The following is a 14,990-nucleotide window of genomic DNA, read 5'->3' on the forward strand; positions in this document are numbered from 1 at the left end:
TACAGCCTAAGCCGGTTCGGCGATGTCCCGGTCGCGCGCGGGCCGCGTCGACCGGCCCAGCATCACCCCGCCCAGCGCCAGCGCGAAGCCGATAAGCTGAACCGGACCCAGCCGCTCCCCGAACAGCAGCCACGCCTCGACCGCCGCGAGCGGGGGCACCAGCAGCAACAGCATCGACATGCGCGTCGGTCCCTGGTGCCGCACCAGCCATACCAGCAAGGACAGTCCGGCGGTCGATAGCGCCAGCACCGACCAGGCGAGGCCGATCCACAGCATGGGTGAGCCGTCCCAGCGATAGTCCCCGACGAACAGCGTAGCCGCGATGGCGATCATCGCGCCGCCGCCATTCTGCACCGCCCCGGAAATCGCGATGCCGTCGCCCGCTATCGATCCGTGCTGGATCAGCGTGCCGCCCGCCATGCTCAGCACGGCGAACACGGCCGCGACCGCCGGGCCGACCGCGATCGATCCGGCGCCTGACCGCTCGATCGCGGGCAGCAATACGCACCCCACGCCGATGATCGCGGCGGCCAGGCCGACCCAGGCGCGCTGCGGCAGCCGGTCGCCCAGGAAGGCCACGCTCGCCACCGCCACCATCAGCGGTTGCAATGATCCCAGCAGCGCCATGACGCCGGCGGGCATGCCGTTGTTCACCGCCCACCAGCTCAGCGTCAGGTAGAAGCCGTGCAGCATCGCGCCGGCCGCCAGGTGCAGCCCCAGTCGCCGCCCGCGCGGCAGGGCCTGCCGCGCATGGAACGCCGCGCCGCCCAGCAATGTCGTCGTCAGCGCCAGCCGCACGGCCAGGATCAACTCCGGCGTCGCATGCGGCACCGTCGCCCGCGCGACGATGAAGCCGGTCGACCAGATAAGGACGAACAGAAGGGAAGCGAGGCCAACGATCATGCGCCGGCCTTTGGCCTATCGGCGTCCGCCTGTCGAGGTGTGCGATGGGTCAGGAAAGCGGTGGGGGTGGTTGGGGTTGGCCAATAACGGACATTGCCCCACCGTCACCCCGGACTTGATCCGGGGTCCCGCTTTCTTTCTGAGTGCCCGGCTGGAAAAGGCAGCGGGACCCCGGGTCAAGCCCGGGGTGACGAAATCGGGAAAGTCCGCTCTCCAACCGAACCCGCTTCATTCCCGTCCGGCGCGAAGGGCCGCGCCGCCGGCGAAGGGCGTGATCGCGACCAGCAGCAGGGAGGCCGCGCCCAGGAATTTGAGTGCGGCGCCGCTGCCGTCGCCCAGCGTCCCCGCGCCGAAGATCAGCAACGGCACGGCAAGCGGCAGGGCCAGCAACCCGGCCAGCGCGCCGCTGGAGCGCAATCCGGCCGTCAGCGTCGCCACCAGCAGTCCCAGCGCCGCCAGGGCGGGCGTGCCGATCAGCAATCCCGCCTCCAGCAAGCCTATGGTCGCCGCGTCCAGCTTCAACAGCGCGGCGGCGGGCAGGGTCGCGATCATCAGCGCCGGGCCGAAGCCCAGCCAATGCGCGACCAGCCGGGCGAGCACGACCGTCTCTTCCCCGATGCCGCGCAGCGCGATCTGGTCGAGCACGCCCGCGTCCCGGTCCGGCGCCACCAGCCGGTCCACCGGCAGCAGGCTGGCGAGCAGCGCCGCGATCCACAGCATGCCGCCGCCGCTCCGCCGCAGCAGCGCCGCATCGGGGCCAACGGCAAAGGGGTAGAGGCTGGCGACCAGCAACAGGAATGCGACCGGCAGCCACAGCCCGGCGGATTGCCAGGATTGCCGCAAATCGCGCGCCGCCAGCGCCAGGAGGATGGTCATGCCTCCTCCACCCATGCATGGTCCTGCATCGCCAGGACGACCGGGCTAGCCAGCGGCAGCGGCTGGTGCGACGCGGCGACCACCATGCCGCCCTTTGCCAGATGCCCCGCGACCGCCTGCCCCAGCAGGTCCAGCGCCGCCTCGTCCAGCCCGTTGCCCGGCTCGTCGAGCAGCCAGATCGGCGCACCGCTCGCGATCACCCGCGCCAGCGCGGCGCGCTTGCGCTGCCCGGTCGACAGCATGCGCACCGGCACCTGGCGGAGCGGTTCCAGCGCCATCGCCGCCATCGCCGCGTCCAGCGCCATGGGCGCCGCGGCATCCAGTCGCGCCCAAAAGCGCAGCGCTGCTTCGAGCGGCTGTTCCATGTCCAGCGCCAGCCGCTCGTCCGTCATCGCGACCCGGCCATGGCGCGCGACCGTTCCGGCGGTCGCGCGCAGCAGCCCGGCGCAGATCCGGATCAGGCTGGACTTGCCGATGCCGTTCGGTCCCTTCAGCAACGCGCTGCCGCCCGGCTCCATCGCCAGGTCGACGCCCCGGAACAGCAGCCGCCCGCCGCGCGCGCAGGCGACGCCCGACAGGTGCAATCCCGCCCGGCTCATAGGGTGACCATGTCCTCCAGCACATGCATGTCGATGTCGGACAGGCCGAAATGATGGCCGATCTCATGCACCACCACATGGGTGATCAGCATGTCGAGCGGCACGCCCGTTTCCACCCATTCGTCCAGCAGCGGCCGGCGGAACAGGTGGACGGTCGGCGGCAGGTCGCCGGTCTGCGCCGCTTCCCCGACCGGCCGCCCGGTGTAGAGGCCGGTGAGGCCGAAGGGATCGTCGATCTCCATTTCCTTGAGCACCTGCGGATCGGCAAATTCCTCCACGAACAGCACGACGTTCGACAGGTGCGATCGGAACGGTTCGGGCAGGCGCGACAGGGCCGCCAGCGCCAGGCTTTCTATATCCTCGCGCGTCGGCGCAAATCGGGGCTGTTGACCGGCATCGTCCATGGGAGAGACATAAAGCATGTTCCGAATCGTCTGCAAACCGCCGACGCTTGGGAAAATGAGTTAACGCCGCCAGGAATCGGCCGGGCAAGGGACGGGAAAAGACAGATGATCGCGAAACTGGACGGGGAGGAACGCGCGCTGGCGCTGAGGCAACTGCCGGAATGGACGCCGGTGCAGGATCCGGACGGCATCCGCCGCCTTTTCGCCTTCCGGGATTTCACGGCCGCCTTCGGCTTCATGACGCAGGTGGCGCTGCTGTCGGAAAAGGCGGACCATCATCCCGAATGGTCGAACGTCTACAACCGGGTAGACATCGTCCTGACCACCCATGATGCAGGCGGCCTGTCGCGCCGGGACGTCGAGCTGGCCGCTCGGATCGACGCCCTTCTATAGGCTTCTATTGCGATGCGTTCCCTTCGATCCGGTCGTCATAGCCGCTGAGCGCGGACATGACCGCCGGGTCATGGGCGTAGCGGTGCCGCAGCAGCGCCAGCCGCGCATCGGTGCCGGTGCAGAGCGCGGCGATATTGTCCTGCAAATAGGCCAGCCGTTCCGCATCATAGGCTTCCTCGCCGCGGAAATGGTCGCACCCGTCGCGGTCGACCATGTAGCGCGTCACTTCATCGGGAAAGGGCTGGAGGTCGGCCGCCCCGTCCGACGGCGGCAGGTCCGGGACATAGGGCGGCGGGGGGATGTTGACCACCGAAGGCTTCATCGGCAGCAGCTGCAGGGGCGCGGCGCTCGCCGCGCCGGCGTCCGCCAGCCGTCCGGCGCCCTTTTCGCCAGCGTGCAAAGGCGCGGCGTCAATGCCGGAAGACGCGGGAAGCGCCTCTGCCGCCTCTTCGCGGCGCGGAGGCATGTCGGGCATCGCGAGGGAACCGACGGCCTCACGGGGCTCGCCCGGCCGTTCCTCCGCCTTTGCGCCGCTCTGTCCGTTGGAGCCTGGAGAACAACCGGCGACCAGCGCCAGCGCCAGCATCGGAAACAGCGTCTTGCCTGCGTTCACCCGATCTCCTCTCTCAAGCCGGCGATCAGGTCGGCGGCATGGTCCAGCCGCTTCTCCTCTTCATCGAGAATCGCCAGAAAAGCGGTTCGCCTATATTGATGCACGGCCTCCTGGGAAAGACGGCTTGCCGCGGGACATGCCGAAATTACGATATCCAGCAGCCGCTCCACCCCATGCAGTCGCCCCCAGAGATAGTCGTTCTCCCGATAGGCGCGGCTGAAGAACGCGCCGAAATTGTTGAATTCTATGCCTTTCAGCGTCGCTTCCGCCCCGCCGGAGCGGATCGCGCCGCAATCCTCCGGCGAGATGCGGTCGACCTTGACCGGGTCATATTCGTCCATCCCATGGCCTTGCAGCAGCGGCAGGGTGGCGATGTCGTAGAAGGGGAAGCCCAGATAGGCGAGCAGCATGGTCCGACGCGCCGCCTTGGGCAGCGCCGCCAGGGCTTCGGCCAGCATCATGTCCGCCGCTTCGTCCCGTTCGCGCAGGCCGCGCAGCCGCGCGACCGCCTCCAGCGCGGCCCCCGGATCGTTGGGGACTTGCCCGGCCGCGGCCTTGATCTCCCCATTGTAGAAGTCGGCGCCCTCGCATTCGGTATAGTGCGACAGGGCGGCGTAGATGGCGTCGTGCATCTTCTGGATGACGGCGTCGTCGGCGGTCGCCTCCACCTCCAGCGTTTCGGACAGCCGCCGGGCCAGGAAACGCAGGCGGCGGATGCGGAAGGACAGGTCGTGCTGGCGGAAGAAGCCGACCGGGGCGGAGGCGGGACCGACATCCTCCGTCAGCCGGTCCGCGCCGACGGCGCGCACATGGCCCCACAGCGCCTGGCGGTAGCTTTCGCGCATCAGCGGGCTTTCCTCCCCGCTCAGGCGGAACAGCAGGTCGGCCAGATCCTCGACGATGCCGGAGAGTTTCAGATGTCCGTAGGCGGGGAAGGCGAAACCGGCGGAACCGGCCGCCCGCTGCTGCGCCTTGCTGCGCCAGGCGGACAGCCGGGCCGGCGTCGGCCGGTCCAGGAACAGCATGCCGCCGATGGCGCTCTCCACCTCCGCCTCTATGCCCGGCCGCAGCGCGTTCAATATGCGCGCCATGCGGCGGATGCGGGCGCTGTGCCGGTCTATGGCGTCCAGATTGTCGCGGATCGGCTGTTCGCGGGGAATGTCGCTGAGCGCGCCGAAGATGGTGCGGAAGAAGCCGGGCAGCGGCGCATCCGCGCCCGAGGGCGCGTCCTCCGCCTCGCCGTGGCGATTGAGCTGGATCGAGCGATGGCCCGGCTTGGGATCGATATAGACGAAGCGCCGGTCGACCTCCCGCCGGGAGGGCCGGTTCCTGAGCGCGCCGATGGCCTGGGCGAAGGGGGCGTTGGCCAGCACCGAACCGTCGATCAGCACCGCATCCTCGGCACGGCCCCGCGCGGCATGGCGGGGCAGCGCGCGCGCCAGGAAGGCGTCCCGCGTCGGCCAGGCGCGATGACGGCGTTTCAGCACCCTGTCCAGCTCGCGCACGGTGAAGGGCGGGAAAGCGCCGGGGAAGCTGGCCGTGGCGCGGGCGGCGAAGACCAGTTCGGCGGGATCGGCAAGGTTGCGCTCGCCATGGCCGCGGGCGCGAAAGCCGATGGAGAGGCGATGCTCCGTCTCCACCACCTGGGGCGGGCTGTTGAGGTTCAGGCTTTGCGGATGCCCCTCGAAATCGGTGACGGTGACGAACAGGTCCAGCGGATGGCCGGGCGGCAGCAGCGCGGGGCCGTGCCCGGTCGCCTCCATCGCGTCGAAGGCGTCCAGGATCATGGCGGTGAAGATGTCCCCGCCGAAGGGCGGTTCGAACCAGCGGGAACGGATAAAGTGGGACAGCTTGTGCCGCACCTCCTCCCGAGTGTCGGGGGCGACGGTGCGCTCGACCGTGTCGCCCGGATGCCGCGCCGCCATCCAGACGAGCGGCGTCGCCCAGAATTTGGTGATCCGCCGCGCCGGACGAGCGTCGGGGTCCAGCAGCTTTTCGACATCGGCATTGTCCAGCCACATGTCGGTCAGCGGGTCCAGCGACTGGCCCGTCTCTATCGCCTGCGCCAGGAAGATGCCGTTGATGCCGCCCGCGCTGGCCCCGGCGATGATGTCGGGCATCACCCGCAACTTGATGCCGCAGGCCTTTTCCAGATCCTCCAGCAGCTTGCGATAGACCGCCTCGCTGCTGTTGCCGGACGGCACGCCGTCATGGAACGCCCGGCTGGCGCGGGCCAGATGCCAGATTTCCTTGGTGATGCCGTGCATGTAGACAGCCAGGCTGATCCCGCCATAGCAGACCAGTGCGAGCCTGAGTTCCCGCTCTTTCATGGGGTTGAGAGTTGCAGAGGGCGATGGACTTGTCGAGGGTGTGTTTCCGTTCCGGGGAAACGTGCTCCTGCGAAGGCAGGAGCCTGGGCAGCGTGGACAAATTCAAGACAGCCGCCGGGCCGAGAGATTTGGGTGGAGAGCGGACCTTCCCCCTATTCGTCACCCCTCCCCCCTATTCGTCACCCCGGACTTGATCCGGGGTTCCGCTGCCTTGGCTGGGCGCGCATCAGAAAGAAAGCGGGACCCCGGATCAAGTCCGGGGTGACGGAAACTGATGTCCGCCATTGGTCATTAGCTGCCACTAAATTCCTCCCTATGCGAAGCATGGGGAGGGGGACCGTCCGCGAAGCGAATAGTGGAAGGGAAATTTCGGAGGTCGTGCCCCATTCCCCTCCACCACGCTTTGCGCGGTCCCCCTCCCCATCTCCCGATGGGGAGGAACTAGGATAGGTCCGCTTTCCACCCATAACCGCAATTTCATTGCCTGCCGGGGTGGCGTTCTGCCTGCGGCCTGCCTAATTTGGGACCATGGCAAGAAGCAGCCGATCCAACGACTGGGGCTTTCCCCGCTGGCGCAGCTATGGCGCATCGCGTGAGGCGCAGCAGGTGCGCCTGTGCGACCGGCATGGTTGCGACCGGCCCGGCGACTGTCCCGCGCCCAAATCGCCCAACAGCCGCGAACGCTGGTATTTCTGCACCGACCACGCGGCGGAATATAACCGCAACTGGGACTATTTTCAGGGCCTCGACCGGGAGGAGCGCGAACAGCGCGAAAGCAATGAGCGGCGCGACGCGGGCGGCTATCAGAACAGCGCCTATCATGGCTGGGGCGGGCCGGGCGACGGCAGCCGCTCGCGGGACGAGATGCACGCGCTCCAGGCGCTGGAGCTGGAGGATGACGCCGATTTCGAGGCGGTGAAGAAAAGCTGGCGGCGTCTGGCGAAGGAATATCATCCCGACGTGAAGCCCGGCGACGCGCAGGCGGCCGTGCGCTTCCAGACGATCCAGGCCGCCTATGAAGTGCTGCGCGCCGCGGAGGAGCGGCGGACGTGGAAACCGCGGGAGCGGGCGGATTGAAGGATCGCGTCCGGTCTGACTGGGACCATGCGGTGCTCGTCTGCCGCAAATGTTCGAAGAGGCTGGACGGCGGTTTCGGTCCCGATGGCGGCGAGCGGTTGGCCAAAGCGCTGCGACGGCACCTTTCGCTGAAAAAGGGGCGCAAGGCGGCGGCGGGGATCGTCGAGGTCAATTGCCTGGGCGTCTGCCCCAAGGGAGCGGTGACGGTCGTGGACGGCGCGCAATCGCGCGACTGGTTGCTGGTGCGTCCCGGCGCCGATCTGGATGAACTGGCCGGAGCGCTGAACCTGCCTGCCGGAAGGCGAGGCTGAAATCAGCCTGCCCGCCTGATCCGGGACGATTCGATCAGCCCGGCGTCGAACAGCAAGGGCATCAGCAGCCCTTCCTCCTTTTGCAGGCGGTTCAGGATGCCGGCCAGCATCTCACGGGTTTCACGACAGAAATCCGCCCATTCGCGTTCGATCCGATCATCGCTCCAGCGCGCCATATAGGCGGCGAAGTCGCTGGCCATGGGCGCCATTTCGCTTTCGAGGCGCGCCGCCGTGCCGCGCAGCTTTTCATGCGGCTGCCGCTGCATATTGGGGTAGAAGATGCGATCTTCCAGCGCCAGATGCGCCATCAGCAGGCGCGCGAACTGCCAGCGCAGCGGGCCAAGCCTTTGCGGAATATTCTCGTCCGCGATCGCCTGATGAAAGCGGGCGATCATCGCCTCGATCTCATCATGCTGCCTCTGCAATTCGTCGAGGTCCATGCACCGTTTTCCTCATCCCCGCCGGGCATTTTCCAATGACGGGGTTAAGAAACGGTTGTCGGGAATTTACAAAGGTTTGAACGGATGCCCGCCACGCATTCCACGCGGCGGGCATCCCGGCTTTCAGGCCGGCTGGTCGGCGCGGCTGACGCCCTGGCCATCCAGATTCTGGGCGGCGAAATCCCAGTTGATCGCTTCCTTCAGGACGCGGTCGGCATAGTTGGGGCGGGCGTTGCGATAGTCGATATAATAGGCATGTTCCCAGACATCGAGGATCAGCAGCGGCGCATGGCCCTCATGCGCGACGGGCGTGTCGGCGTCGTGATAGCTGGTGACTTCCAGCTTACCGTCCTTCAGGATCAGCGCGGCCCAGCCGCTGGCGAAATGGCCGACGGCTTCGGCCTTCAGCTTCTCGATCAGGGCGTCGACCGAACCGAAGGCTTCCTCAATCTTGGCGAGCAGGTCGCCGCTCGGCGCGGTCTTGGCGGGCGAGAGCGACTGCCAGTAGAATGTGTGGTTCCAGATCTGGCCGACCTGGTTGAACAGGCCGCCCTTGGACGACTTGATCAGTTCGACCAGCGACTTGCCCTGGAGCGAGGCGTCGGCGGCGACCAGTTCATTGGCCTTCACGACATAGGCATTGTGGTGCTTGCCATGGTGGAAGTCGAAGGTTTCGGCGGTCAGAATGTCGCCAAAGGCATCCTTGGCATAGGGAAGGGGGGGCAGAACAAAGGCCATGTCGGAACTCCTCGGGTTCTTGGGTCGGGTGGCCGCATAACGACGATGCGGCCGGAAGGCTCCCCGCCCCTAGCAGTGTTACCGCCTTACGGAAAACAGGATATTTTCGTCCAAGATGCGGAAATATCCATGTGACAGCGGCGTAACGATGGCATAGAATTGCCGGTCAGGCCGCCCGGAGAATGCGGCGGTCGGAACTTGGGGGAAGGGTCCATGGCAAAATTCTTCGGCAATCTGAATCTCGTGCTGGTCGCGGGGCTGCTGCTCGCGATCGTGGTCATGTTCGGCGCGCATGCCGGGCTGGTCGACGCCAACGCGGTCTTCCGCTGGCTGCACCTCTTCTTCGGCATCACCTGGATCGGGCTGCTTTATTATTTCAACTTCGTCCAGATCCCGACCATGCCGAAAATCCCGGCGGAATTGAAACCGGGCGTTTCCAAGCATATCGCGCCCGCCGCTCTGTTCTACTTTCGCTGGGCGGCGGCCTTTACGGTGCTGACGGGCCTGATCGTCGCCTGGCTGGCGGGTTATGTGCATCAGGCGCTGCTGGTGCAGGCGCCCTACACGCTGATCGGCATCGGCATGTGGCTGGCGCTGATCATGGCGTTCAACGTCTGGTTCCTGATCTGGCCGAACCAGAAGAAGGCGCTGGGCATCGTTCCGGCGGAGGACGACGCAAAGGCGAAGGCGGCAACGACCGCGATGATGTTCAGCCGCCTCAACACCCTGCTGTCGCTGGCGATGCTCTATTGCATGGTCAATTTCAGTTGATCTGGCGGGGCGGGCGTCCCGTGGCGCCTGCCCCTATCCCTGCGGCGGGGTGGTTTCGCCGACATCCTCGCTGTCCAGCTTTTCGCCCAGGTCCAGGCCGTGGCGCATCAGCATCGGTATGTTGGCGGCGGCGAAGACGACCGACACGACGGTCACGCCCCACACCTTGACGGCGAGCCAGCTATCGAAGCTCATCGTCCGGCGCATGATTTCGTTGGCGAGCGCCATGAAGACGAAGAAAAAGGCCCAGTTGCGCGACAGCTTGCGCCAGCCCTCTTCGGTCAGTCCGTCATAGGCGGCCTGGAGCAGATATTTGAGCAGCGCCTTGCCGCGCATCAGCCCCGCGAACAGCATCAGCGCGAAGAAGGCGTAGATGATGGTCGGCTTGATCTGGATGAAGCTCTGGTCGCGGAAATAGATGGTGAGGCCGCCGAAGAAGAGGATCAGCAGCGCCGAGAGCCAGAGCATGGGCGACACGCGGCCCAGCTTCACCTTCGACACGATGACGGCGACGACGATGGCGGCCATGAAGGCGGCGGTGCCGAAAGTCATGGCGGTGATCGGATTGCCCGGACCCCACAGCCACCCCGCGCCCTTGTAGGTCAGGAAGAAGACGAGGAGCGGGCCGAAGTCCAGCGCCAGGCTGAGATTGCCGTTATGGGCGGATTTCTTGGAGGTAGGTTTTTGGGGGTCAGCCATGACTAGGTGCTCCGGTGCTCCTGCGAAGGCAGGAGCCCAGGCCCGCCGTCCGAACTGGGCTCCTGCCTTCGCAGGAGCACGCTATTTCTTTGCAGCGCATGATTTCACCGCGCATAGGCCGTCCCCGCGATTGCCCGCGCCATGTCGCCCGGATCGAAGGGGCGCAGATCCTCGATCTTCTCGCCCACGCCGATGGCGTGGATGGGCAGGCGATATTTCTCCGCCGCCGCGACCAGCACGCCGCCCCGCGCCGTGCCGTCCAGCTTGGTCATGACCAGCCCCGTCACCTGCGCGACTTCCTTGAACACCTCGATCTGGTTCAACGCATTCTGCCCCGTGGTGGCGTCCAGCACCAGCACGACGTCGTGCGGCGCCGCCGGGTTCAACCGGCCCAGCACGCGGCGGATCTTCGCCAGTTCGTCCATCAGTTCGGTCTTGTTCTGGAGGCGCCCGGCCGTGTCCACGATCAGCACGTCGATGCCGGTGGCGGTCGCCTGCTTGACGGCGTCGAACACGATGCCTGCCGCGTCGCCGCCCTCCTTGCCCGCGACGATGGGGATGCCCAGGCGATCCGCCCAGACCTTGAGCTGGCCGATGGCGGCGGCGCGGAACGTGTCGCCCGCCGCCAGCATCACGCCATAATCCTGCTCCAGGAAATTATTGGCCAGCTTGGCGATGGTGGTGGTCTTGCCGGAGCCGTTGACGCCGATGACCAATATGACCTGGGGGCGCGGGAACGCCTCGATCTCCAGCGGGCGGGCGACGGGGGCGAGGGTCTTTTCGATCTCCTCCGCGATGATCTCGCGCAGATAATCTTCCGTCAGTTCGCGATTGTAGCGGCCTTCGGACAGGCGGTCGCGCACGCGGGCGGCCATGGCGGGGCCAAGGTCGCTGACGATCAGCGCTTCCTCGATCTCGTCCAGCGTCTGCTCGTCCAGCGCGGCCTTGGTGAAGAGGCCGGTGAGATTTTCGCCGAGCTTGTCGGACGTGCGCTTCAGGCCGCCGAAGAGGCGATCGCGCCAGCTTGTGCCGGGTTCAGTCATTGCTGCGCCTCTTGCGCGATCAGCGCGCCATTCTCAAGGGCCGTAATCTTCGCATGGATGATGGAGGAGGGCGTTTGCGGCGTTGCGAAACGCACCGGGGCGAAATTTTCGGCATGGCCCGAAAGTCCGTTGCGTTCGACCAGCACGGATTGGGTCGAACCGATGAGGCTTCGCAGCCAGCCTTCCCGCTGCGCCTCGCAGGCCGAGCGGAGGCGGGCGGCGCGGTCCTTGACGGCGGCGCGGTCGACCTGCGGCATGCGGGCGGCGGGGGTGCCGGTGCGCGGGGAATAGGGGAAGATATGGCCGTGGACGATGGCGCATTCCTCAACCAGCCTGAGGCTGTTTTCGAACATGGCCTCATCCTCGGTCGGGAAGCCGGCGATGATGTCGGCGCCGATGCTGATGTCGGGGCGGGCGGCCTTGAGCCGCTCCACGATGCGGACGGCGTCGGCGCGGCTGTGGCGACGCTTCATGCGCTTCAGGATCATGTCGTCGCCCGCCTGGAGCGAGAGGTGGAGGTGCGGCATCATGCGCGGTTCATGGGCGATGAGGTCGAACAGCCGCTCGTCGATTTCCACGCTGTCGAGCGAGGAGAGGCGCAGGCGCGGGAGGTCGGGCACGCCCTTCAACAGGCGCTCGATCAGCAGGCCGAGGGAAGGCGCGCCGGGCAGGTCGGGGCCGTAGCTGGTGACGTCGACGCCGGTGAGGACGATTTCCTTGTAGCCCGCGTCGACCAGTTCGCGGGCCTTGTCGATGACGGCGCCCGCCGGGACGGAGCGGCTGTTCCCCCGGCCATAGGGGATGATGCAGAAGGTGCAGCGGTGGTCGCAGCCATTCTGCACCTCCAGGAAAGCGCGGGCATGTTCGGCGAAGGCGCTCGCCATATGAGGGGCGGTCTCGCGGACCGACATGATGTCGGAGACTTTGACCCTCTCCGCCGCCCTCACCTCATCCGTCATCCCAGCGAAAGCTGGGATCCCAGGCCCGACGCCGTGCCCTATCGCCTGAGATCCCAGCCTTCGCTGGGATGACGTGTAGTGACTGGCGTCCATCTTTTCCCGGTTGCCGATCACTGCGTCGACCTCGGCCATGGCGGCGAAGGCTTCCGGTTCTGTCTGGGCCGCGCAGCCAGTCACCATGATCCGCGCATCGGGGCGGTCGCGGCGGGCGCGGCGGATGGCTTGCCGTGTCTGGCGCACCGCTTCGGCCGTTACCGCGCAGCTATTGACGACGATCAGATCGTCCCGGCCGCCCGCCATCTCCCGAATCGCCTCGCTTTCCGCGATGTTGAGGCGGCAGCCGAGCGTGATGATCTGCGGCCCGCTCATGTCAGAAGCGCGCCCAGTCAGCCTCGCCGTCGAAGACATGGGTGGCGGGGCCGGTCATCATGATGTGCCCGCCCGGCGTCCAGTCGATCACCAGGTCGCCGCCCGGCAGGCTGACCGTGGTGGGGCCGCTCATCAGCTTGCGCCGCACCGCCGCCACCGCCGTCGCGCAGGCGCCGGTGCCGCAGGCGCGGGTCAGCCCGGCGCCGCGTTCCCAGACGACCAGGCGGATATGATTGTTGCCGGCGATCTGAGCGAAGTTCACGTTCACGCGGGCGGGGAAGAGCGGATCATGCTCGATCAGCGGCCCCAGACGGTCGAAGTTCACACCGTCCAGATCGTCCAGGAAGAAGATCACGTGCGGATTGCCGACATTGACCGCCACCGGGGCAGGCAGGTCTTCCCAGCTTACCGGCATGGCCAGCGTGTCCATGGCGTAGGCGAGGGGAATCGCGTCCCATTCCAGCCGGGGCTGGCCCATGTCGACGCTCGCGCCGCCGTCGACGGCCTTCGCGTCCAGCAGGCCGGCCTTCGTCTCGATCAGCACGTCGCGGCCGACGAACAGGGGCACGCAGCGGGTCGCGTTGCCGCAGGCCTCCACTTCGCTGCCGTCGCTGTTGAAGATGCGCATCGACACGTCGGCACGGTCGCTATTGCCGATCAGGATGAGCTGGTCGCAGCCGATCCCGGCATGGCGGTCGGCTATGGCCATGGCGCGCGCCTCCGTCATGTCGAGCGTGCTTTCCCGCGCGTCGATCACGACGAAGTCGTTGCCCAGTCCATGCATTTTCGAAAAACGGCCCATAGTGCGGCGCATGTAGGGCCTAAGAGGCGAAAAAGCCACCCTAAGCGGTGCTCAGGGATGCCCGCTTGCGTCCATAGAGGAAATAGACGGCCAGGCCGATGGCGTTCCAGATCAGGCAGGCGATGATGGTCTTCACCGGCAGGCTGACGAACAGATAGGCGCAGCCGCCGATGGCGCCGAGGCCCACCAGCCATCCGGCGGGCGTGCGGAAGGGGCGTTTCATGTCCGGGCTGCGCCGCCGCAGGATCAGCAGGCAGGCGCCCACGGCGGTGAAGGCGATCAGCGTGCCCGCATTGGCCAGCGCCGCGATCTCGTCGATGGGCAGCAGGCCTGCGACGATGGCGACCAATAGGGCAGTGACGGCGGTGATGCGGGCGGGGGTGCCGCGCCTGGAGATTTGCGCCAGCCCTTGCGGCAGGAAGCCGTCGCGGGCCATGACCAGGAAGATGCGGCTCTGGCCGTAGAGGAAGCCCAGCAGCACGGTCGGCAGGGCGATCACCGCCGCGATGGCGACGATGCGCGCCACCTGCCCCTCGCCCATTTCGCGCAGGATCAGCGCCAGCGGCTCCGGGCTGTCGGCGAAGCGGGTGAAGGGCATCGCCCCCACCGCAGCCGCCGCTACAGCCACATAGATGAGCGTGCAGGCAAACAGCGAACCGACGATGCCGATGGCCAGGTCGCGCTCCGGATTCTTCGCCTCCTCCGCCGCCGTGGAGATGGCGTCGAAGCCGTAGAAGGCGAAGAAGATGATCGCCGCCGCCGCCATGACGCCGCGCTCCACCCCGTCCGGCCCCATCGACTTGGCGAAGCCGAAGGGCATGAAGGGTTGGAGATTCTGCGCGTCGAAGGCGGGGAGGGCGATGGCGACGAACAGGCTCAATGTCGCGATCTTGATGAGGACGAGCAGGCTGTTGAGCCGGGCGCTTTCATGCGTGCCCAGCATCAGCAGCGCGGCGACGACGGCGATGATGAAGATGGCGGGCAGGTTGACGAGGCCGCCCAGTTCCCGCCCTCTGGTCAGCAGGTCCGGGAAGCCCGCCGAGGTCAGCAGCGGCGCGGCATAGCCCGACCAGCCGACCGCCACGGTCGACACCACCAGCGAATATTCCAGGATCAGGCTCCATCCGACGATCCAGGCGATGCCCTCCCCCAGCACGGCATAGCTGTAGCTGTAGGCGCTCCCGGCGGCGGGCATCATGGTGGAAAGTTCCGCATAGGCCAGCGCGGCGCAGGCGCAGATCGCGCCCGCAATGGCGAAGGACAGCAGCACCGCCGGTCCCGCCCGGTCCGCGCCGACGCCGATCAGGGTCAATATGCCCGTGCCGACGATGGCCCCCACGCCCAGCGCCAGCAGATGCGGCCAGGACAGGGTGCGCGCCAGCCTGTGCCCTTCATGGGCGGGCATCATCGCCTCCATCGGTTTGCGGCGCGTCCAGCTCATTGCGGTCTCCCTTCCTGTGCAGGGGTTGCCGGGTTGGGGGTGGCTGGCAAGGGGAATTTTTTTCGAGCGTTCTGTAATGGGGGCTGGTGGGGGTAAGGTCTTTCCGTAAGGCTATCGTCATTCCCGCCTTCGCGGGAGCGACAAATTTGGGTGGAGAGCGGACGTTCCCCTATTCGTCACCCCGGACTTGATCCGGGGTCCCGCTGCCTTGGGCTGGGCGCG

At 66.9% G+C, this 14,990-nt stretch carries 17 protein-coding genes; 4 read left to right on the forward strand and 13 right to left on the reverse strand.

The window, feature by feature from the left end:
- Positions 1-6: 6 nt before the first annotated feature.
- The 4 genes from L286_RS37195 to L286_RS37210 form a co-directional block, all read right to left on the reverse strand.
- Positions 7-903: a DMT family transporter gene (locus tag L286_RS37195; RefSeq protein ID WP_021223561.1), complete on the reverse strand. Its 897-nt coding sequence runs from the start codon at positions 901-903 to the stop codon at positions 7-9.
- A gap of 228 nt (positions 904-1,131) precedes the next feature.
- Positions 1,132-1,779: a heme exporter protein CcmB gene (locus L286_RS37200; protein WP_021223562.1), complete on the reverse strand. Its 648-nt coding sequence runs from the start codon at positions 1,777-1,779 to the stop codon at positions 1,132-1,134.
- Positions 1,776-2,378 (reverse strand): heme ABC exporter ATP-binding protein CcmA, encoded by a 603-nt coding sequence (gene ccmA / locus L286_RS37205; RefSeq protein WP_021223563.1) that lies wholly within the window; start codon positions 2,376-2,378, stop codon positions 1,776-1,778. The genes L286_RS37200 and ccmA overlap by 4 nt, the downstream gene beginning before the upstream one ends.
- Entirely contained in the window at positions 2,375-2,800 is a 426-nt protein-coding gene (locus L286_RS37210; protein ID WP_021223564.1) for a metallopeptidase family protein, read from the reverse strand. Before L286_RS37210 ends, ccmA begins: the two co-directional genes overlap by 4 nt.
- Positions 2,801-2,887: 87 nt before the next feature.
- Here L286_RS37210 and L286_RS37215 point away from each other — a divergent pair, with 87 nt between their 5' ends.
- Positions 2,888-3,175, forward strand: a complete 288-nt coding sequence (locus L286_RS37215; protein WP_021223565.1) for a 4a-hydroxytetrahydrobiopterin dehydratase — start codon at positions 2,888-2,890, stop codon at positions 3,173-3,175.
- Between the two features lie 4 nt (positions 3,176-3,179).
- Here L286_RS37215 and L286_RS37220 read toward each other — a convergent pair whose 3' ends face one another.
- Complete coding sequence (locus L286_RS37220) at positions 3,180-3,788, reverse strand: hypothetical protein (protein ID WP_013040925.1); 609 nt, start codon at positions 3,786-3,788, stop codon at positions 3,180-3,182.
- Positions 3,785-6,118, reverse strand: coding sequence for a patatin-like protein (locus L286_RS37225; protein WP_021223566.1), 2,334 nt, complete (start codon positions 6,116-6,118; stop codon positions 3,785-3,787). The genes L286_RS37220 and L286_RS37225 overlap by 4 nt, the downstream gene beginning before the upstream one ends.
- A gap of 528 nt (positions 6,119-6,646) precedes the next feature.
- On the opposite strand from L286_RS37225, the gene L286_RS37230 reads away from it, so the two are divergent.
- Positions 6,647-7,195, forward strand: coding sequence for a J domain-containing protein (locus tag L286_RS37230; RefSeq protein WP_021223567.1), 549 nt, complete (start codon positions 6,647-6,649; stop codon positions 7,193-7,195).
- On the forward strand, positions 7,168-7,506 hold the full coding sequence (locus tag L286_RS37235) for a hypothetical protein (RefSeq protein WP_021223568.1): 339 nt from the start codon (positions 7,168-7,170) through the stop codon (positions 7,504-7,506). The genes L286_RS37230 and L286_RS37235 overlap by 28 nt, the downstream gene beginning before the upstream one ends.
- A gap of 2 nt (positions 7,507-7,508) precedes the next feature.
- Here the strand turns inward: L286_RS37235 and L286_RS37240 are convergent, their stop codons facing one another.
- Both L286_RS37240 and L286_RS37245 read right to left on the reverse strand, forming a co-directional pair.
- Positions 7,509-7,946 carry a hemerythrin domain-containing protein gene (locus L286_RS37240; RefSeq protein ID WP_007682318.1) on the reverse strand — a complete coding sequence of 146 codons (438 nt, stop codon included), beginning with the start codon at positions 7,944-7,946 and terminating at the stop codon, positions 7,509-7,511.
- Positions 7,947-8,069: 123 nt separating this feature from the next.
- On the reverse strand, positions 8,070-8,684 hold the full coding sequence (locus L286_RS37245) for a superoxide dismutase (protein WP_013040920.1): 615 nt from the start codon (positions 8,682-8,684) through the stop codon (positions 8,070-8,072).
- 213 nt (positions 8,685-8,897) lie between these two features.
- Here L286_RS37245 and L286_RS37250 point away from each other — a divergent pair, with 213 nt between their 5' ends.
- On the forward strand, positions 8,898-9,455 hold the full coding sequence (locus L286_RS37250) for a urate hydroxylase PuuD (protein WP_013040919.1): 558 nt from the start codon (positions 8,898-8,900) through the stop codon (positions 9,453-9,455).
- 33 nt (positions 9,456-9,488) lie between these two features.
- Here the strand turns inward: L286_RS37250 and ispZ are convergent, their stop codons facing one another.
- The 5 genes from ispZ to L286_RS37275 all read right to left on the reverse strand — a co-directional run bounded on the left by ispZ (position 9,489) and on the right by L286_RS37275 (position 14,768).
- Positions 9,489-10,154: a septation protein IspZ gene (ispZ, locus tag L286_RS37255; RefSeq protein ID WP_013040918.1), complete on the reverse strand. Its 666-nt coding sequence runs from the start codon at positions 10,152-10,154 to the stop codon at positions 9,489-9,491.
- A 104-nt stretch (positions 10,155-10,258) separates the two neighbouring features.
- The gene (ftsY, locus tag L286_RS37260) at positions 10,259-11,197 is read right to left on the reverse strand and encodes a signal recognition particle-docking protein FtsY (RefSeq protein WP_021223569.1); all 939 of its coding nucleotides are present in this window, start codon (positions 11,195-11,197) and stop codon (positions 10,259-10,261) included.
- On the reverse strand, positions 11,194-12,525 hold the full coding sequence (gene mtaB / locus L286_RS37265) for a tRNA (N(6)-L-threonylcarbamoyladenosine(37)-C(2))-methylthiotransferase MtaB (RefSeq protein ID WP_021223570.1): 1,332 nt from the start codon (positions 12,523-12,525) through the stop codon (positions 11,194-11,196). The genes ftsY and mtaB overlap by 4 nt, the downstream gene beginning before the upstream one ends.
- Before the next feature lies 1 nt (position 12,526).
- Positions 12,527-13,327 (reverse strand): diaminopimelate epimerase, encoded by an 801-nt coding sequence (dapF, locus tag L286_RS37270; RefSeq protein ID WP_021223571.1) that lies wholly within the window; start codon positions 13,325-13,327, stop codon positions 12,527-12,529.
- A 40-nt stretch (positions 13,328-13,367) separates the two neighbouring features.
- Positions 13,368-14,768, reverse strand: coding sequence for an amino acid permease (locus L286_RS37275; RefSeq protein ID WP_021223572.1), 1,401 nt, complete (start codon positions 14,766-14,768; stop codon positions 13,368-13,370).
- Positions 14,769-14,990 lie beyond the last annotated feature (222 nt).

This window comes from Sphingobium sp. HDIP04, assembly GCF_000445085.1.
Taxonomy (GTDB): domain Bacteria; phylum Pseudomonadota; class Alphaproteobacteria; order Sphingomonadales; family Sphingomonadaceae; genus Sphingobium; species Sphingobium indicum.